The organism is Albidovulum sp., assembly GCF_041919395.1.
GTDB lineage: Bacteria > Pseudomonadota > Alphaproteobacteria > Rhodobacterales > Rhodobacteraceae > Albidovulum.
In genome coordinates this window covers 1-16,878 of sequence record NZ_JAYRTX010000074.1, presented here as the reverse complement: position 1 = coordinate 16,878, position 16,878 = coordinate 1, and the positions used below count along the sequence as shown (strand labels likewise).

Genomic DNA, 16,878 nt, shown 5'->3' with positions numbered 1-16,878 from the left:
CCCCTGAGTGAAAGGACGCATTCGGCGGGAATGGTGCGATGCTGCCAGCGGTGCCTGTCGCGGCGCCAGTCGCGGTCGTCTCCATAAAGGAAGCTGTCGTCGTCATAGCGGTGGGCGACCTGCGGCGTGGGCCTATTCTTGTTCTTGTTGGCCTCGTTGATGATGACCCCGACGGCGGCGGCGCCCAGAAGCAGCGTCAGAAGGCGGCGGTCCTTGTCGTCCATCGCGGCGGCAGGAGCGGGCAGGACCGTGCCCAGGGCCAGCACGGCCGCGGCGAGGGTGGCGGTCAGTCGAGACGTCAGTTGGCGGAACATCGCGGCTCTCCTTCTGTGGGGCGGCGCGGGCCAGGCGCCCGCATGTCTGATGACGCAGGCTGCGACCGGTCCGGCGGGGCAGGCAATAACGCCCGGCCGATAGCCGATAACGATGCGCGTCGGTCAGATTTGTTATTGCCTAGCCCGGCCGGTCCGTCGCAGGTTGCTCGCATGATGAAACCGCGTGTCCTGACCGTCCTCACTCTCGCCGCCTGCCTGGCCGCAGGGACGGCCGACGCCGCCTGCCAGGTCCAGTACAAGGCGAAGCGGGACAATCCGCTGAAGCTCGACTTTGGCACGGCGAGCCTGCCGGATGACGCCTGCGCGTCGAAGGACGCCGCCGCGGCCGCACTCGCGCCGCAGCTTGCCGCAAAGGGCTGGACGCTCCTTGCGATCGTCTCCATTGTTCCGGGCGGTTGACACCGCCGGAGACACCGTATTGAGCGAACAGACAACCAGCGCCGCCGCCGAGGCGCTACGCGCCGGCAACCGCGTCGTCCTCTGGGGGATCGCCGCGATCGTCGCCATCCTCGCGCTGGCCGCCGTCCTGCTCTTTCTGTCTCTTCCCGACGCCAACGCTTTCAATGCGCGGGTCGAACGCATCTTCGTCGAGAACGACGCGCTGACAACCGGCGACCAGATCAAGCTTCTGGAGATTCTCGCGCAGTCGGGCACGACCTTTTCCGAGGTGCTTACAAGCTACCGCACGGTGATCTTCGTCCTGCTCGTCTTCTCGACCGCGCTGCTTGTGGCGGCACTCGTCTTCCTCGTGATGATCGTCGGGCTGAACCGCCGGATGAACGAGATCCGGCGCCAGGGCATCCAGGTCTCGTCGCTGCTCATCAGCCGCGCCGAAAATGCCGTCGTGCTGAACGACATGGCGTTCAGTCTTACGCCCGCGGCCATCGAGACCCTTTCGGTCCTTGCCGAGGCGCGGATGGACGACGACATCCTCTCCGGGGCGGAGATCGAGGCCGTCATCTCGGGAAAGAACGCCGCCGACTGCGACGAGGCCTCTGGCGCGATGCGGATCAAGCGGCTGAGGGATGCGCTCGGCAACCAGATGGTGGCGGAGCTTCTGGTGAAGAACATCGCCCGGCGCGGCTACATGCTCTCGGTCGACAAGGACGCGATCCGGATGATCTGACCGGGCCTTGCGTGCCGGGGCGGCGGGGCCTATATCGGCGCCTCATTTGGCCGGTGGGGGGATGCCCGTGATCCAGACACCCTTCTATCTGATCGACCAGGCGAAGCTGCTTCGCAACATGGAGATCATCGACCGGCTCCGCGCCGGCTCCGGGGCGAAGGCGCTTCTCGCACTGAAATGCTTCGCCACCTGGTCCGCCTTCGACCTGATGCGCGAGCATATGGACGGCACGACCTCTTCCTCGCTCTACGAGCTTCGTCTTGGCCGCGAGAAGTTCGGCAAGGAGACACACGCCTATTCCGTCGCCTGGGCCGACCACGAGATCGCCGAGGCGGTCGGCTATGCCGACAAGATCATCTTCAATTCGATCGGCCAGCTCGAACGCTTCGACAACCAGTCGGCGCAGATCGGGCGTGGCTTGCGCCTGAACCCGCGCTTCTCGACCAGCGGGTTTGACCTCGCCGACCCGGCGCGGCCCTTCTCTCGTCTGGGCGAATGGGACGCGGCGAAGATCGCCGAGGTGGTCGACCGCATTTCCGGCTTCATGATCCACTACAATTGCGAGAACCGGGATTTCGACCTCTTCGACCGGCAGCTTGGCCGGATCGAGACCGAATTCGCCCGCCTTCTGGAAAAGGTGCAATGGGTCAGTCTTGGTGGCGGCATCCATTTTACCGGCGAGGGCTATCCGGTCGACGACCTCGCCGCGCGGCTGAAGGCGTTCTCCGAGAAGTTCGGCGTGCAGGTCTATCTCGAACCCGGCGAGGCGGCGATAACCAATTCGACCACGCTAGAAGTCACGGTCCTCGACCTGCTGAACAACGGCAAGGATCTCGCCATCGTCGACAGCTCGATCGAGGCGCATATGCTCGATCTCCTGATCTACCGCGAAAGCGCGAAGCTGCCGCAGACGGGTGACCACGAATACCAGATCTGCGGCAAGTCCTGCCTGGCCGGCGACATCTTCGGCGATGCACGGTTCGCGCGTCCGCTGCGCGTCGGCGACCGCATCTCCGTGGCCGACGCGGCCGGCTACACGATGGTGAAGAAGAACTGGTTCAACGGCGTGAACATGCCATCCATCGCGATCCGCGCGCTGGACGGCAGCATCCGCCTCGTCCGCGAATTCGGCTACGAGGACTATGCCTCCAGCCTGTCGTGAGAGTGTCACACTCTCCCCTTCCACGGGCCCCTGAACAAAGGAGACAGCCGAAGTGAGAATGAACGTGCTCATCATCGGGGCGGGCGGCGTTGCGCAGGTCGTGGCGCACAAATGCGCGCAGAACAACGATATCCTGGGTGAGCTGCATATCGCGTCGCGGACCCGCGCGAAATGCGAGGCGATCATCGCCTCGGTCCATGAGAAGCGCGCGCCGAAGGTGCCGGGCCGGTTCGAGGCGCACACGGTTGACGCGATGGACACGGGCGCTGTCTCGGACCTCATCCGACGGACCGGTGCCGGGATCGTCATCAATGTCGGGTCCTCCTTCGTGAACATGTCCGTCCTCGACGCCTGCATCGGGACGGGCGCCGCCTACCTTGACACTGCGATCCACGAAGACCCCGCGAAGGTCTGCGAAACGCCGCCGTGGTATGGCAACTACGAATGGAAACGGCGCGACGCGGCGGAAAAGGCGGGCGTGACCGCCATCCTCGGCGTCGGGTTCGATCCGGGCGTCGTCAACGCCTATGCGCGTCTGGCCGAGGAGGAATACCTCGACACGATCGAGGGCATCGACATCGTGGACATCAACGCCGGCTCGCACGGCCGCTGGTTCGCCACCAACTTCGATCCCGAGATCAACTTCCGCGAGTTCACGGGAACCGTCTGGTCCTGGCAGAACGGCGCCTGGCAGGCGAACCGGATGTTCGAGGTGGGCAAGGAATGGGATATGCCTGTCGTCGGCAGGCAGAAGGCCTATCTGACCGGCCATGACGAGGTCCATTCGCTCTCGGCCCGCTACCCGCAGGCCGATGTCCGCTTCTGGATGGGTTTCGGCGATCACTACATCAACGTCTTCACGGTGCTTAAGAACCTCGGCCTTCTCAGCGAGCAGCCGGTCAGGACGGCCGAGGGGCAGGAAGTGATACCTCTGAAGGTCGTGAAGGCCGTCCTGCCCGATCCGGCATCGCTTGCGCCGGACTACATCGGCAAGACCTGCATCGGCGACTTCGTGAAGGGAACGAAGGACGGAAAGCCGGCCGGGGTGTTCATCTACAACGTGGCCGACCACAAGGAAGCCTATCAGGAGGTGGGCAGCCAGGGCATTTCCTACACTGCGGGTGTGCCGCCGGTGGCGGCCGCCATCCTCATCGCACAGGGCATCTGGGACGTGAAGAAAATGGTCAATGTCGAGGATCTTGACCCCCGGCCCTTCATCCGCCTCCTGAACCGCATCGGCCTGCCGACGCGCGTGATGGACGCGGAGGGAGACCGCCCGGTGGACTTCGCCTGACGGATCACCCCGCTCCCACGATCCGCGTGAAGGCCCAGACAAGTGCCATGAGCACCGGCTGGTGCACCAGATAGACCGCAAGGCTGTGCCGCCCGGCCCAGCCGAGCGCGCGGGCGATGGCCCCGGAAGGCGGGTGCCTGCGCAGCGCCGCGAAGAGTCCCGAGCGCGCGGCGATCTTCGCCGTGGCGATCCCCGCGAGGAGCGGCGCGACCCAGGGAAGGAACGGCTCGAAATCGACGGACCGGATGCCGTAGGTCGTGAGCCCGAGCCATGCGAGCCAAGGGGTGTCGAACGCCCCGGTCCGCAGAAACTGCGGCGCGGCGTAGGCAGCGAGTGCTGCCGCGAGCGTCACCGCTGCGGGCAGGCGCAGGAACAGAAGCCCCGCCACGCTCGCCGCCGCGATGGAATGCAGGATGCCGAAGAAGACGAAGGTGGAGGGGTCCGCCGCGTAGGTCGCCGCCGACACGAGCGCCGCGCCGCCGAGGATCATTGCGAGGCGCCGCCCGAATGCCCGCCAGCGGATGCCCCCGCCGTGGCCGAGCCACAGGCTCACCCCGGCGAGGAAGAAGAAGGTTGCCGCGATCGCCCGCGCGTAGACCCAGAAGAACCCGGTCGTGGTCGTGCCAGCCGGAAGGAACCCGAAGAACTCCAGGTCGAAGGTGAGGTGAAAGCTCGCCATGGCCACAAGCGCCACGCCCCGGGCCAGGTCCAGAACCGCGATCCGCCCTTGCGCCTGCACTGATCCTTGCCCCGCTTGCCCTGCCCTCGACGCCGAAGACTAGGAGGGTCGCGGGACGATGGCCAGCGGCGATCCCATCTGGGTCCACCAGCCACCCGCGCCATGTGCATGATCTCTGGCCATGGCATCCGAACCATGCGCGATTGGCAGCAGGGCGGTTGCCATTGGGGACCGGAAGGCGCGCCAAGGCCACGCCGGCTCCGTCCGCGCCATTGCCACGGTAACCTTCCACACCGGAACACACCCCTGCGCCGCCTCCGCCTGCGAGGGCCGGGGGCCGGGGACCTCTTGCAGGCCCGGTGCGCACCGACGGGCGCAGCCTGTCAGTCGGACGTCCCGCCGTAGGGGTCCTTCGGCCCGCGATCATCGGAAAGCGAGCCCTGCCGGTGCGCTATGAGGCGTTCGATGGCGTCGGCGACATGGATGTCGGCGATGGCGTATTCGGACCGCTCCACCCGGATCAGGTGCGCCTCGTGCAGCACGTCGGCGTGGGAAAAGCCGAAGGGCGGCTCGAACTTGTAGCTCGCCAGTTCGATCAGCAGGCCCATGGGGTCGCGGAAATAGATCGAGTCCATGAAACCCCGGTCCTTCACCCCGGAATGGCCGATGCCTCGTTTGTCCAGCCGTTCGGCGGCCTGCAGGAAAACCGCCCGCGACACCGCGAAGGCGAGGTGATGGACCTCGCCCGGCGCGGGCTTTTTCGGGCGGCCAGACGCCACCCGGTCCTCGTTGGTGAAGACGGTGATGAGCCGCCCGTCGCCGGGATCGAAGTAGAGGTGTCCTTCGCCCGGGTTGTCGAGGTTCGGCTGGTCGAAGACAAAGGGCATGCCAAGCACGCCTTCCCAGAAGTCGATCGAAGTCTGCCGGTCTGCGCCGAGCAGCGTAATGTGGTGGACGCCCTGGACCTGAAGCTTGCGCATCGCCCCCTCCGCTGTTTCAGGCCGAGCATAGCAGGCCCTGCGGAGATTGCCCGCGCCATTCCCGCACGGGCAAGGTGCGTCGTCACACATCCGCGGGCATGGGCTGGCGGCCCCGACAGGATTCGAACCTGTGACCTACCGCTTAGGAGGCGGTCGCTCTATCCCCTGAGCTACGGGGCCGCGCAGGGTCTGGATAGAGGCGCACCCCCGGTTTGGCAAGCGCGGAGGTCAGGCGCATGAGTCGGGCGGTGCGGCGGCCATCAGCTGCATGACCTCCTCGTCGGTCGTCTGGCCGAAATGCGCGTAGAACGCGCCTACCGCGTCGAAGAAGGCAGGCTGCGTCGGGCAGATCACCTCGTCGACCTCGGCGCGCAGATGGGCCAGCGAGTCCGGCGCGGCGACGGGCACCGCAAGGACGACGTGGGCCGGGTGCTGCCGCGCGATTGCCCGGAGGGCAGCGCGCATCGTCGCCCCGGTCGCAATGCCGTCATCGACCACGATGGCGGTCCGTCCCTCCAGCGCTACATGCTTCCGGCCCTTGAGGTAGGCCGTCCGGCGCGTCGCGATCGTTGCGAGCTCAGAGTCGGCAAGGCGCTCGATGTCCGCGTGATCGAGCCCGGCATGGCGGGCGATCTCTTCGTTCACCACGATTTCCGGGCGATCGCCATTCACCACCGCCCCCACCGCAAGCTCCCGGTGCCCCGGAACGCCGATCTTGCGCACCATGATCAGGTCGAGGGGCGCACCGATTCGCTTCGCGATCTCGGCGGCGACGGGCACGCCGCCGCGCGGCAGGGCGACCACCACGGGGCGTTCGAAGCCCCGGCGCGCGACCAGATCTGCCAGCACCTGTCCGGCTTCGACACGATCGCGATACCTGTCCATGCGCGCCTCCGCCATGTGCCGGGCAGATTAGCGGGGGCGTGGCCGAAGTCCTTGATCTTCATCAACTCCGCGGCGAACGGTCCCGACAGAGGCCATGGCGGCCGTCGCTGAACGCCGAGGGCACGAATCCGGTCCCTCTTGATCGGCGTCAGTCCGGCTCGGGGCGCGTCTCCTATGATCGTCGGCGCGAAAACGAAAACGGGGAGCGGGCTGATGTTTTCCAGGGCAGTCCGGATTTTCGAGGTCTTCGGCTTCCAGATCAAGGTGGACCCGAGCTGGCTGCTGATCGCCGCCCTGGTGGTCTGGACTCTTTCCGCGAGCTACTTCCCGGCCCAAGTACCGGGACTTCGCCCGGGTGACTACCTCGCCCTCGGGGTGGTCGCGGCGGTCGCGTTCTTCGGCGGGCTCATCCTGCACGAACTGGCCCATTCGCTCGTCGCGCGGCGCTTTGGCCTCAGGGTCGGCGGTATCACCCTTTTCATCTTTGGCGGCGTCGCCGAGCTCGACGAAGAACCGGCAAGCGCGCGGTCGGAGTTCTGGATCGCCATCGCCGGGCCGACAATGAGCCTCGCGCTGGCGGCTTCCTGCTGGCTCGCCCATGTGACGCTCGAGGCGACCGACGTTTCTGCCCCCGTGCAGGCGGTACTCGGGTACCTCGCGCTCATCAACCTCATCCTCGCGGTCTTCAACCTCCTGCCGGCGTTCCCGCTTGACGGGGGCCGCGTGCTGAGGGCGGCGCTCTGGCAGCGGTCGGGTGACATCGTGGCGGCGACCCGTCAGGCGAGCATGATTTCGGAGTTTCTGGCCTACGGGCTGATGACGTTCGGTCTTCTGGCGCTCTTCTCCGGCAATACGGCCGGCGGACTCTGGCAGGTGCTGATCGCATTCTTCCTTCTGTCTGCGGCGCGCGCCACCTACCAGCAACTCGTCATGAAAACCGCGCTCGGCAAACGGACGGTCGGATCCATGATGACGCGCAACACGATCGTGACGACGCCGGACGACACCTTGGCGAAGGTGGTTGATCGGCTCATGCTTCCGAACGCGGTGAGTTTTCTTCCGGTGACGGAGGGGGAACTGCTTCTCGGCTATGTGGACACGGCGCTGATCCGGCGGATCGACCGCGAGAACTGGGACAGCACTCATGTTGGCGACATCTACATCACCGCGGACGCGGGCAATACCGTGCCCCCCACCCTGCCGGCGGAAACCTTGCTGCGGCGGATCGCCGAAACCGGCCGGCGCAAATTCCTTGTCGCCGAACACCAGGGCCTGCTCGGCGTGATCACCCTTACCGACCTCCTGTCCTATCTCGCCGTCCTGCAAGAGATCGGAGTTGCGGGCCGCCCGGCGTTTCCCACGAGCAGACCGGCGAACCGCCAGCGTTGACGCCGCGACGACGCGCAGCAAGACTGCGCCGAACGACACCCGGGCGCGACAGATGGATGACGACGACCTCAGCGACGGAATTCTCGGTGCGGTGCTCGATGCCGCCGTCGATGCGGTCATCGTGAGCGACGCAAGGGGGCGGATCGTCCGTGCGAACACCGCCGCAGCACGCCTTTTCGGGCATGAGATCGACACCATGCCGGGCCGCCCGGTCGAGGACCTGATGCCCGAGTGCGAGCGCAACCGCCATGCGGCGGCAATGGAGCGCTACGTCCGGACGGGCGAGTCGCATGTGATCGGCATCGGACGCGAAGTGGAAGGGCTGCGCGCCGATGGAACGCTCTTTCCGCTGCATCTTTCCGTCGGTCACGCGAGCACCGACAACGGCGACTACTTCGTCGCAATCCTGCACGACCTGTCGCGCCGCAAGGCGGTCGAACGTTCACTGCAACACGCGCAACGGCTCGAGGCGCTCGGGGCGCTGACGGGTGGCGTGGCGCATGATTTCAACAACATCCTCACCGTCATCTCGGGAAACCTCGAGTTCCTGAAACGCTCGGTCACCGACAAGTCCGCCCGAACGCTCATCCGCGATGCGATGGAGGCCGCCAAGATCGGCGCGGACCTCACCGCAAAGCTCCTCGCGCTCGGACGGCGAAGCGCGCTGACCCCCCGCCTGCTCGATCCGGCAGCGGTGGCCAAGACCGTGCTTTCGATGCTGAAACGGACGCTCGCACCGGGTATCGACCTTCGCCTCGTCGTCGAGCCCGGCGTCTGGTCGGTTCAAGTGGACCCGATGCAGTTGCAGACCTCGATCATCAATCTCGCTCTCAACGCGCAGGACGCCATGCCCAAAGGTGGTTCCATCACGGTCGCGATCGGGAACGTGTCGGTTGACGACCGGTTTCTGGCCGAGGAGGTGCATGTCGCGCGCGGCAATTACGTGCGCATCTCCGTCACCGACACCGGCGTCGGCATGGACGAGGCCGCCCGGCGCCGGGCCTTCGAGCCGTTCTTCACAACGAAGCCCAAGGGGAGGGGCACCGGCCTCGGACTGTCAATGGTCTACGGCTTTGCCGGGCAGTCGGGCGGTCACGCCACGCTTTACAGCGAACCGGGTCTGGGGACGACCGTAAGCCTCTATTTTCCGGCCGCGACGCGCATGGCGGGCGAGGAGGCCGAGGCGTCCGCCGTGGGGATGCCATCGGAATCGGGTGGCACGTCGGGCCGCAAGGTGCTTGTCGTCGAAGACAACGACGCCGTGCGGCGGCTTTCGGTTGCGCGACTGGAGGCGCTCGGCTACCGGACATTGGCGGCGGGAAACGCCGAGGAAGCATTGGCGCTGCTCGGGACCGACCGCGACGTCGACGTGCTGTTCGCCGACATCGTCATGCCCGGGGCGCTGAACGGCCACGACCTTGCCCGCAAGGTCACGTCCGAGCATCCCCAGATGTCGGTACTTCTGACCTCAGGCTTCGCAGGCGGGATCGCTGCAACGGCGGCCGAGGAATTCCCCTTGCTCCAGAAGCCCTACCGGCAGTCGGACCTCGCCACGCGTCTTCGCATCCTACTGTCGCGCCGGCGCGGATGACGACGTGCGCGTCACTTGCGGTGTGAAGGTATAGCCGATTCCCCGCACCGTCTTGATGAGCTTCGGGTCGCCCGGCGCAGCTTCGATCTTCTTTCTGAGCCGGGCCACCTGGTTGTCGATCGTGCGGTCGAGCGGCGACCAGGTGGCTCCGCTGACCAGATCCATGATCTGCTCGCGCGACAGCACCCGCCGGGGATGTTCGAGAAACACCTGCAGAAGCCTGAAATCGCCCGAAGTCAGCTCGATTGGCGTGCCCGCAGGATCGCGGAGTTCCATCGTCGCAGGCACGGCGACGAAGCCCGCGAAGGCAAGCGCCTCCCGGCCCTCCGGATCGGAAACGGTGCCCGAGGCAGCGGACACCTCGTCAGATGTGGCGGCCGGCCGGCGTCGACCGGTCCGTCGTAGAACGGAACGAACCCGCGCCAGAACTTCCCGCAGGTGGAATGGCTTGGCGATGTAGTCGTCCGCGCCGACCTCCAGCCCGACAACGCGGTCGATCACGTCGCCGCGCCCCGTGACCATGATGATCGGCACGTCAGACACCTGCCGTACCACGCGCGCAATCTCGATGCCGCTTTCGCCACCGAGATTGAGATCGAGCGTGATGAGGTCCACGCCGCCCTCGCGCACCCTTGAGAGTACGTCCGAGATATCCTCGCTCTCGATTACAGCATAGCCATCGCCTTCGAGGCATCGACGAAGAAGCGAGCGCACTCCGGGCTCGTCATCTACCACGAGAATCGTCGCAGCGGCCATGTCGACCCCGTGTTTCCTCCGGCGCTCGCTCCCGAGATAGAAGCTGGGCAGTCCGTGTCAATGTGCCGACCCAGCCCGGCGGCGTCTGAATACAATTTGATACAAGGGCTGAGATAGTACGGTTACCTTGGCACATCAGACTTCCCTCAAGCAACAAGGGGGGTCACAATGCAGTCAGCCGTCCTCAAGCGCGCCCAGCCATTCGACGAGGCGATCGAACCGCGCCAGGCTCGGCGCAGATCGCTGTCGGATCCGGTGCCGCGACGGCTCCGCCTCGGCCAGCCGCTCTTCCACGAAGGCGACCGCGCGCAGCATGTCTACCAGATCGGCAGGGGCGTGATGCGGCTTGCGCGCATGCAGACGGACGGGCGGCGCCAGGTCATTTCCTTCGCCTTTCCCGGAGATGTGGTCGGTCTCCCCGACAATGGCCGGCATACAACCGAATGCGAGGCAATTACCGAGTGCGAGCTTCTTGCGCATCGCTTCCCCGGTCTTGCCGGAGCGGATCGGAACCCGGACATGCAAAACTTCCTGATGGATGCGGCCCTGCAGGAGATCCGCCGGCTGCAGGACCACTTTCTGCTGATCGGGCGCAGGCTGGCGCTCGAACGGACAGCCGCCTTCGTCGCCCTTCTGCTCGACCGGATAGCGGAGCCTCTTGGCCGCTACCGTGTCGTGCGGCTGGCGATGAACCGGACAGACATCGCCGACTATCTCGGGCTTACGCCGGAAACGGTGAGCCGATCCTTCACCGAGCTTCGCGGCCGGCGCATCCTGGCCCTCGACGATGCCAATACCGTCGTCGTCCTCGATCCGGCAAGACTCCGGATTCTCGCGGCCGGCGCCATGGAAGCCTGAGGTCGCCTGCCGGACCAGCGGCTGTTAACGCTAAACATCGTGCGCTTCCGGACTTGGAGCCGCGTGACTTTGGCGCTAATGAGTAAGAAAATTTCGCCGCGGGGGAGATCTCGGGAATGAACGGACACGTCGAGCCGCGCCGGACGTTGACGTTGCGCGATGTCTCCGAAGCCTCGGGCGTATCGGAGATGACCGTAAGCCGCGTGCTTCGCAACCGAGGCGACGTGTCCGACTCCACCCGCGAACGGGTACTGGAAGCGGCGCGGCGGCTTGGCTACGTCCCGAACAAGATTGCCGGCGCGCTCGCCTCGCAACGGGTCAATCTCGTCGCCGTGATCGTGCCGTCGCTGTCGAACCTCGTCTTTCCCGAAGTGCTGAGCGGGATTTCCGAGGAGCTCGAGGACAGCGGCCTTCAGCCCGTCTTCGGCGTGACCAACTATTCGGCCGAGCGCGAGGAATCGGTGCTATACGAGATGCTGTCGTGGCGGCCCTCGGGCGTGATCATCGCCGGGCTCGAACACAGCGACGCGGCCCGCGCCATGCTGCAGAACGCGGGTATCCCGATCGTCGAGATCATGGATGTGGATGGCGAAGCGATCGATTCGGTGGTCGGCATCTCGCACAAGCGCGCGGGGCTGGAGATGGCGCGGGCGATCGTGAAGGCAGGCTATCGCCGGATCGGCTTTCTCGGCACGAAGATGCCGCATGACCACCGGGCGCGGAAGCGGATGGAAGGGTTCGAGGCGGGACTGGCCGAGGCAGGGATCGAGCTTGCGGACCGGGAATTCTACTCCGGCGGCTCCGCGCTCCTGAAGGGGCGCGAGATGACCGAGGCGATCCTGAAGCGCAATCCAGATCTCGATTTCCTCTACTATTCCAACGACATGATCGGGGCAGGGGGGCTTCTTTACTGTCTCGAGAGCGGGATCGACGTGCCCGGCAAGCTCGGGCTCGCCGGGTTCAACGGCGTCGATCTGCTTGAAGGCCTTCCGCGCCGGCTGGCGACGATGGACGCTTGCCGGCATGAGATCGGGCGGCGGGCCGCCGCGATAATCGGCGGACACAGCGAAAGCGGTCTCATCGGCGGCGAGCGGGTGGAACTGACGCCGGTGCTTCAGCTGGGCGACACGATCCGGCGCAGCTGACCTCGCGTCGGCGCCTCAGGCGCGGCGCAGAATGTAGATGTCCATGATCCAGCCGTAGCGCGCGCGCGCCTTCTCCCGCGCCGCGACGATGCGATCTGACACTTCCGAGAGCGGGCCGGCGATGAGCAGTTCGTTTTCCATCCCGAGATAGGCGCCCCACCAGATCGCCACCCCGTCGGACGCGATCGCGTGGAACGAGCAGTCGCCGTCGAGCATGACGGCCACGGTATCGACGCCCAGTGGCCAGCCGTGGTCGCGCAACTGGCGCCCGGTGGTGACGATGAACGGTTCCCCGACCTCGTTCAGGGGGATCGCATGGGCGGCCGTCAGCACCTGGAGCGAGGTGATGCCCGCAACAACATGCACGGACAGGGGCAGGGTCCGAGAGACGCGCTGGGCGATGCGCAGCGTGCTGTCATAAAGCGACGGGTCGCCCCAGACCAGAAGCGCTACCCGCCCCTCGCGCCCGATTTCCGCCAGAATCGTGTCTTTCCAGACCGCGGCAATCGCCTCGTGCCAGTTGTCCACGCCTTCCCGGTAGCTCGGGTTCATCGCATCGCGCACGGGCAGGTCGAACTCGGCGACACGAGAGGCCGGGTTGGTGAGGACGTCGGCGCAGATCGACCGGCGCAACTCCGCCAGATCGGCCTTGGTCTCGCCTTTCCGCGGAATCAGGATCAGATCCGCCGCATTCAGCGCCTTGATCGCCTGAAGCGTCAGATGGTCGGGGTTGCCGGTGCCTATCCCGATGAGGTGGAGCTCGATCATGGGGCGCTTCAACAACAAAAGGACGCGGCCCGCAAGCGGGGCCGCGCCCGATGCGTCGGCGGATGGTTCATGCGGCCAGGTGCAGGCGACGCTCGAACAGGCGGCCGCCGGTCAGGTCGCGCAGAGACTTCGCGGCGGCAAGTACGGCGAGATCGGCGAGGGGTTCGATCAGCACGACCATCATGTAGGCCGCGCCGAAGCTGGCGACGGCGGCGATGTTCGCGGCGCCGAAGCCCTGGCCATAGAAGGCCCAGAAGCCGACCCAGGCAACGACGCCGGCCTGATACGCGGTCGAGAGGGCGAGCGCCTGGCCGTAGCGCAGATCGACGTAGGCCGTATCGGGCGCGATGATCCGCCGTGCCAGCATCTGCAGCGCGAAAAGCGGCACGAGAAGCGTGGTGACGTTCATGCCGTATTGGGGCAGGTCGAAGGGCGCGAAGACCAGGCCCTGGACAAGCAGGCCGAGCGCAAGGCCCAGCGCGGCGGGCGCTGCCCCGAAGAGCAGGAACAGCGTCGAGCCGAGGATGAAGTGCACCTCGGACACCCCGACGGGGAAGTGCGGCAGGATCTGGAAGAAGCTGAAGACGAGCCCCGCCGTGATAGCCGTGCGGCCGGCGAAGGCCGCAACACCCGCTGCGCGGACGGTCCTGACGGTTTCGCGCAGCGCCATGGCGCCGGCCGCCGCGGCGGTGGCATGGCTCAGCACGATCTTCGCGCCGTCCACGATACCCGGTTCGATATGCATGATGGTCTCCCAGCAGGATGGATGATGAAGGCGCCGGGGCCGCTGATCCAGCGGCTCCGGAAAATCGCTTATGCGGGCGTTCTTGACCAGAGCCGCCCGGCGAGCCAGCCGAGTGCCCCCCAGACGACGAAGCCGACGCCGAGAACCCGCGCCGCGAATTCGGCGGCAAGCTCCGGCGGGGCGATGCCGTAGAACTGATCGAGTCGCGGAGCGCCGATGGCATGTGGTGCGGCCAGAAGTGCGCCGCCGAGTGCCGCCGTCAGGGCGGTGCGGCCATAGCCGAGGAGCGCGAGGCCCACACCGGTGGCAAGAACGGTGCCGAGCCACCATGCCTGCCGGGCGCCGAGGTCGGCTGCGACCGAGCCCGGCAGTTCGGGCGGCAATCCCATGGCCGGTGCAAGCTGAAACGCCGCAAAACCCGAAAGCCCCCAGAGCACACCCTCACCCGCCGAGACCGTCCGGCCGAAATGTTCCGCCAGCGAGAAGCCCGCGACGAGAAGAATGCCATAGGAAGCATAGATCAGCGTGGTGAACAGAACCGTCAGCGCGTTGCGCTGGAAGTCGTCCGTATTGTCGGCACCTGCCGCTCCGTGGTCATGACCCGCGACCGCCTCGTCCCCGGCATGATCGTGCGTCGCAGCCTGGGCCTCGACTTGATGTTCGAAATGCACCAGCGCGCCGGTTTCATATTGCTCCCCCAGAAGGATCAGGTTCTGGACGAACGCGAAATGCAGCACGGCCGCAAGCAACCCTGCCGCAAAGCCGGCGATGATGCCGCCGGCCAGCATGCGTTTGATCATGAGGTCAGACCGTCGGCCCGCTCAGTGGCAGGGGAAGCCGGTCGCGTGGCGCATGTCATGCGCGGCGTCATGCAGCGTCGCCGACTGGGCATGGCCGGCCAGGAAAAGGCCGGTGGCACCGATCAGCGCGACAAAGACGATGGAAAGGGTGGCCGAACCGGTCTTGGCGGCGGCTTTGGTCATCGCGGTCATGTTCATCTCCCTGCCGTCACACCCGACGGCGTTCGCGTTGCGTCGTCGCATGGCCGGTCTCCTGACTCGCGGGTCGCTGCGGCCTTTCCGCCTTCCCGGGGCAGGCACCCCAGTGGCTTCTGGAAGGCCGCTCGCCGCTTACAGTCGCGGGGGCGGTTGGGGCTTGGGGTGCCGCCTTTGGTCCACCCTACCCCATTCCCGTTTCAGTCCCGGCGCTTTGCGCCTGAAGGACACCATACCGTGACCATGTGCCAGCATTCTCGGATGCGGGTCAAGGCGGATTGCGGCGCGGGCAGGGGCGGATGCGACCTTTCCGTCACCCCGGGATACGCGCCAGCGCCTTTTCCCTGAGGGACCCGAGCGGGCGCGCATCGGCAAGGTTGCCGTCCGCCGTCGCGCCATAGAGGCGCAGGAAGGTGACGAGGCTCGGGATATCCGCCTCGGTCAGGTCGCCGAAGAGATAGGCAGTCTTTCCGTCCGCGCGCACCGCGACGGTGGAGGGCCGGGTGCAGCCCGACATGCAGTCCGTCTCGTCGATCCGCGCGGCGAGGCCGGCGGCGGCGACCGCATCTGCGAGCGCCGTGGCCAGCCCCGCGCGCCCTGCCGGGCAAGAGCGGCAGATGGTGAGAACCGCGGCCATGCGCTCAGCCCTCTGCCAGCGGACCGAGGAGGATCAGCGCGGGGCCGTCGCCGGCCTCGGCCGCGATCTGCGCCTCCATCGACCCGAGTGTGCCGCGCACCAGCTTCTGGGCCGGCGTAGAGACGCTTTCGGCCAGCAGCGCAGGCGTATCCGCCGGCATGCCGGCCGCGCGCAGGCGGCGTGCGAGCTCGCCGAAGGTGCGCTTGCCCATGAAGATGACGGTCGTCGCCGTGGCGTCGGCCAGCGCGGCGAGGTTCAGGTCCGCAGGCAGCGATCCGGTCATGTCGTGGCCCGTCACGAACTGCACCCGCCGCGCGGTCAGACGCCGCGTCAGCGGGATTCCGGCCGCCGCCGCCGCTGCCATGGCCGAAGGTACGCCCGGCACGATCTCGTAGCCGACGCCGGCCTCCCGGCAGGCCACGATCTCCTCCTCCAGCCGCCCGAAGAGGCCGCTGTCACCGGACTTCAGCCGCACGACCCGCGCCCCGGTCAGGGCGTAGTCGACAAGAAGCCGGTTCACATGGTCCTGCTTCGCGGAGGGCCTGCCGGCACGCTTGCCGACACCGACAAGGTCGGCACCCGGCCGTGCATGAGCGAGGATGGGCCCCGAGGAGAGGTCGTCGAAGAGGACGACATCGGCCGTCCGCAACCGCTCTGCCCCGCGCAACGTCAGCAAGTCCGGATCGCCCGGTCCGGAGGAGACGAAACTGACGAACCCGCTCATGTCGCCTCCGCGATCAGGTGGAAGAACGTGCCGGTCGCATGCCCCCGGCGAGAGCCCGTTTCGGGCACGGGCTCGCCATTGGCATCGGTGACGTGCGCAAGTGGCATATCGGGTTGGGTGAGGATCGTCGAGTAATGAAACTCGTGTCCCCGGAGCCGGGCTCCAGGCCCGTGACCGGGCATCGGCACGGCAAGATCGGCCAGCCGGTAGCCAAGGTGCATCCGGCGCTTCTCGAACGAGGTGACGAGGCCAAGGAGTCCGGACATCTCGTGCCGGTGCCCCTCGCGGTCGATGATCGCCTCGCCCATCGCCATGTATCCTCCGCACTCGCCGTGCACGGGCCGGGTTTCGGCGAAGCCTTTGAGACCCTGCCGGAACCGTGCCGCGGCCGCGAGCGTCGGCCCGTGTAGCTCGGGGTATCCTCCCGGCAGCCAGCAGCAGTCGGCGGAGGCATCCGGCCCCTCGTCAGCGAGCGGCGAGAAGGGCAGCACCTCCGCCCCGGCGCGCCGCCAGCCGTCGAGAAGATGCGGGTAGACGAAGGAGAAGGCCGCATCGCGGGCAAGGGCGATGCGCTGGCCGGGGGGCGTCACAGGCACGGGAGCGTCGGCGCGAAGCCGCGTCCGGCCGGCAGCCCTCCGCACGGCGTCGAGATCGAGATTCGCCGCTATGAACGTGGCGGCTTCCGCCACGATCCGGTCGAGTTCCGGCGTCTCCTCGGCCTGGACGAGGCCGAGGTGCCGTTCGGGCACAGAAACACCCGGATTGCGCGGCAGCGCGCCGATGACGGCGAGTCCAGCCGCCTCCATTCC

Annotated in this window: 20 protein-coding genes, 1 tRNA gene, 1 pseudogene and 1 riboswitch; of the genes and pseudogenes, 9 read left to right on the top strand and 13 right to left on the bottom strand. The window is 66.8% G+C overall.

Annotated elements, in window-relative coordinates; genetic code table 11:
• Positions 1-314, bottom strand: a 314-nt coding sequence (locus tag ACMUOO_RS12555) for a hypothetical protein (protein WP_413855418.1), incomplete at its 3' end; no start/stop codon positions are given.
• A gap of 171 nt (positions 315-485) precedes the next feature.
• Here ACMUOO_RS12555 and ACMUOO_RS12550 point away from each other — a divergent pair.
• The 4 genes from ACMUOO_RS12550 to ACMUOO_RS12535 all read left to right on the top strand — a co-directional run bounded on the left by ACMUOO_RS12550 (position 486) and on the right by ACMUOO_RS12535 (position 3,917).
• Complete coding sequence (locus ACMUOO_RS12550; RefSeq protein ID WP_301918093.1) at positions 486-734, top strand: hypothetical protein; 249 nt, start codon at positions 486-488, stop codon at positions 732-734.
• Between the two features lie 19 nt (positions 735-753).
• The gene (locus ACMUOO_RS12545; protein ID WP_301918094.1) at positions 754-1,461 is read left to right on the top strand and encodes a winged helix-turn-helix domain-containing protein; all 708 of its coding nucleotides are present in this window, start codon (positions 754-756) and stop codon (positions 1,459-1,461) included.
• 67 nt (positions 1,462-1,528) lie between these two features.
• Positions 1,529-2,623 carry a carboxynorspermidine decarboxylase gene (nspC, locus tag ACMUOO_RS12540; RefSeq protein WP_301918095.1) on the top strand — a complete coding sequence of 365 codons (1,095 nt, stop codon included), beginning with the start codon at positions 1,529-1,531 and terminating at the stop codon, positions 2,621-2,623.
• Between the two features lie 52 nt (positions 2,624-2,675).
• Complete coding sequence (locus tag ACMUOO_RS12535; RefSeq protein WP_413855415.1) at positions 2,676-3,917, top strand: saccharopine dehydrogenase NADP-binding domain-containing protein; 1,242 nt, start codon at positions 2,676-2,678, stop codon at positions 3,915-3,917.
• Between the two features lie 4 nt (positions 3,918-3,921).
• Here the strand turns inward: ACMUOO_RS12535 and ACMUOO_RS12530 are convergent, their stop codons facing one another.
• The 4 genes from ACMUOO_RS12530 to ACMUOO_RS12515 all read right to left on the bottom strand — a co-directional run bounded on the left by ACMUOO_RS12530 (position 3,922) and on the right by ACMUOO_RS12515 (position 6,461).
• Positions 3,922-4,656 carry a heparan-alpha-glucosaminide N-acetyltransferase gene (locus ACMUOO_RS12530; RefSeq protein ID WP_301918097.1) on the bottom strand — a complete coding sequence of 245 codons (735 nt, stop codon included), beginning with the start codon at positions 4,654-4,656 and terminating at the stop codon, positions 3,922-3,924.
• A gap of 323 nt (positions 4,657-4,979) precedes the next feature.
• Positions 4,980-5,576, bottom strand: a complete 597-nt coding sequence (locus tag ACMUOO_RS12525; protein ID WP_301918098.1) for a VOC family protein — start codon at positions 5,574-5,576, stop codon at positions 4,980-4,982.
• A 104-nt stretch (positions 5,577-5,680) separates the two neighbouring features.
• Positions 5,681-5,756, bottom strand: a tRNA-Arg gene (locus tag ACMUOO_RS12520).
• 48 nt (positions 5,757-5,804) lie between these two features.
• Positions 5,805-6,461, bottom strand: a complete 657-nt coding sequence (locus tag ACMUOO_RS12515; RefSeq protein ID WP_301918099.1) for a phosphoribosyltransferase — start codon at positions 6,459-6,461, stop codon at positions 5,805-5,807.
• Between the two features lie 213 nt (positions 6,462-6,674).
• Between ACMUOO_RS12515 and ACMUOO_RS12510 the strand changes: the two genes are divergently transcribed.
• Both ACMUOO_RS12510 and ACMUOO_RS12505 read left to right on the top strand, forming a co-directional pair.
• Positions 6,675-7,850, top strand: a complete 1,176-nt coding sequence (locus ACMUOO_RS12510) for a site-2 protease family protein (protein ID WP_301918100.1) — start codon at positions 6,675-6,677, stop codon at positions 7,848-7,850.
• A 52-nt stretch (positions 7,851-7,902) separates the two neighbouring features.
• A complete protein-coding gene (locus ACMUOO_RS12505) occupies positions 7,903-9,441 on the top strand; it encodes a PAS domain S-box protein (protein WP_301918101.1) in 1,539 nt (512 codons plus the stop codon).
• Here the strand turns inward: ACMUOO_RS12505 and ACMUOO_RS12500 are convergent.
• Positions 9,418-10,197 carry a response regulator gene (locus tag ACMUOO_RS12500; protein WP_301918102.1) on the bottom strand — a complete coding sequence of 260 codons (780 nt, stop codon included), beginning with the start codon at positions 10,195-10,197 and terminating at the stop codon, positions 9,418-9,420. The genes ACMUOO_RS12505 and ACMUOO_RS12500 overlap by 24 nt on opposite strands.
• A 168-nt stretch (positions 10,198-10,365) precedes the next feature.
• Here ACMUOO_RS12500 and ACMUOO_RS12495 point away from each other — a divergent pair.
• The 3 genes and pseudogenes from ACMUOO_RS12495 to ACMUOO_RS12485 form a co-directional block, all read left to right on the top strand.
• Positions 10,366-10,614: pseudogene (locus tag ACMUOO_RS12495) on the top strand (Crp/Fnr family transcriptional regulator); the annotation flags it as partial.
• A 102-nt stretch (positions 10,615-10,716) separates the two neighbouring features.
• Positions 10,717-11,055 (top strand): helix-turn-helix domain-containing protein, encoded by a 339-nt coding sequence (locus tag ACMUOO_RS12490; RefSeq protein WP_301918104.1) that lies wholly within the window; start codon positions 10,717-10,719, stop codon positions 11,053-11,055.
• Between the two features lie 116 nt (positions 11,056-11,171).
• On the top strand, positions 11,172-12,200 hold the full coding sequence (locus tag ACMUOO_RS12485; RefSeq protein ID WP_301918105.1) for a LacI family DNA-binding transcriptional regulator: 1,029 nt from the start codon (positions 11,172-11,174) through the stop codon (positions 12,198-12,200).
• 15 nt (positions 12,201-12,215) lie between these two features.
• Here ACMUOO_RS12485 and cobF read toward each other — a convergent pair whose 3' ends face one another.
• From cobF to ACMUOO_RS12450, 7 genes are all read right to left on the bottom strand, one after another.
• The gene (gene cobF, locus ACMUOO_RS12480) at positions 12,216-12,968 is read right to left on the bottom strand and encodes a precorrin-6A synthase (deacetylating) (protein ID WP_301918106.1); all 753 of its coding nucleotides are present in this window, start codon (positions 12,966-12,968) and stop codon (positions 12,216-12,218) included.
• Positions 12,969-13,035: 67 nt separating this feature from the next.
• Complete coding sequence (locus ACMUOO_RS12475) at positions 13,036-13,713, bottom strand: energy-coupling factor ABC transporter permease (RefSeq protein WP_301918107.1); 678 nt, start codon at positions 13,711-13,713, stop codon at positions 13,036-13,038.
• Positions 13,714-13,781: 68 nt separating this feature from the next.
• Positions 13,782-14,513, bottom strand: coding sequence for a CbtA family protein (locus ACMUOO_RS12470; RefSeq protein WP_301918108.1), 732 nt, complete (start codon positions 14,511-14,513; stop codon positions 13,782-13,784).
• Positions 14,514-14,534: 21 nt separating this feature from the next.
• Positions 14,535-14,756 (bottom strand): CbtB domain-containing protein, encoded by a 222-nt coding sequence (locus tag ACMUOO_RS12465; RefSeq protein ID WP_367891185.1) that lies wholly within the window; start codon positions 14,754-14,756, stop codon positions 14,535-14,537.
• A riboswitch (cobalamin riboswitch) is annotated at positions 14,739-14,958 on the bottom strand. (Overlaps the previous gene by 18 nt.)
• Positions 14,959-15,021: 63 nt before the next feature.
• Positions 15,022-15,345: a DUF1636 family protein gene (locus ACMUOO_RS12460; protein WP_301918109.1), complete on the bottom strand. Its 324-nt coding sequence runs from the start codon at positions 15,343-15,345 to the stop codon at positions 15,022-15,024.
• Positions 15,346-15,349: 4 nt separating this feature from the next.
• Positions 15,350-16,069, bottom strand: coding sequence for a uroporphyrinogen-III C-methyltransferase (cobA, locus tag ACMUOO_RS12455; RefSeq protein WP_301918110.1), 720 nt, complete (start codon positions 16,067-16,069; stop codon positions 15,350-15,352).
• A partial coding sequence (locus ACMUOO_RS12450; protein WP_413855410.1) for a cobyrinate a,c-diamide synthase occupies positions 16,066-16,878 on the bottom strand: 813 nt, incomplete at its 5' end. The genes ACMUOO_RS12450 and cobA, both read right to left, overlap by 4 nt.

What these genes read in the sequence shown, in the direction of transcription:
- ACMUOO_RS12515 (WP_301918099.1), bottom strand. Translation starts at nt 6,461, where the DNA reads ATGGACAGGTATCGCGATCGTGTCGAAGCCGGACAGGTGCTGGCAGAT.
- cobA (WP_301918110.1), bottom strand. Translation starts at nt 16,069, where the DNA reads ATGAGCGGGTTCGTCAGTTTCGTCTCCTCCGGACCGGGCGATCCGGAC.
- ACMUOO_RS12460 (WP_301918109.1), bottom strand. Translation starts at nt 15,345, where the DNA reads ATGGCCGCGGTTCTCACCATCTGCCGCTCTTGCCCGGCAGGGCGCGCG.
- ACMUOO_RS12505 (WP_301918101.1), top strand. Translation starts at nt 7,903, where the DNA reads ATGGATGACGACGACCTCAGCGACGGAATTCTCGGTGCGGTGCTCGAT.
- ACMUOO_RS12525 (WP_301918098.1), bottom strand. Translation starts at nt 5,576, where the DNA reads ATGCGCAAGCTTCAGGTCCAGGGCGTCCACCACATTACGCTGCTCGGC.
- ACMUOO_RS12550 (WP_301918093.1), top strand. Translation starts at nt 486, where the DNA reads ATGATGAAACCGCGTGTCCTGACCGTCCTCACTCTCGCCGCCTGCCTG.
- ACMUOO_RS12475 (WP_301918107.1), bottom strand. Translation starts at nt 13,713, where the DNA reads ATGCATATCGAACCGGGTATCGTGGACGGCGCGAAGATCGTGCTGAGC.
- ACMUOO_RS12500 (WP_301918102.1), bottom strand. Translation starts at nt 10,197, where the DNA reads ATGGCCGCTGCGACGATTCTCGTGGTAGATGACGAGCCCGGAGTGCGC.
- cobF (WP_301918106.1), bottom strand. Translation starts at nt 12,968, where the DNA reads ATGATCGAGCTCCACCTCATCGGGATAGGCACCGGCAACCCCGACCAT.
- ACMUOO_RS12490 (WP_301918104.1), top strand. Translation starts at nt 10,717, where the DNA reads ATGCAAAACTTCCTGATGGATGCGGCCCTGCAGGAGATCCGCCGGCTG.
- ACMUOO_RS12465 (WP_367891185.1), bottom strand. Translation starts at nt 14,756, where the DNA reads ATGCGACGACGCAACGCGAACGCCGTCGGGTGTGACGGCAGGGAGATG.
- ACMUOO_RS12485 (WP_301918105.1), top strand. Translation starts at nt 11,172, where the DNA reads ATGAACGGACACGTCGAGCCGCGCCGGACGTTGACGTTGCGCGATGTC.
- ACMUOO_RS12510 (WP_301918100.1), top strand. Translation starts at nt 6,675, where the DNA reads ATGTTTTCCAGGGCAGTCCGGATTTTCGAGGTCTTCGGCTTCCAGATC.
- ACMUOO_RS12470 (WP_301918108.1), bottom strand. Translation starts at nt 14,513, where the DNA reads ATGATCAAACGCATGCTGGCCGGCGGCATCATCGCCGGCTTTGCGGCA.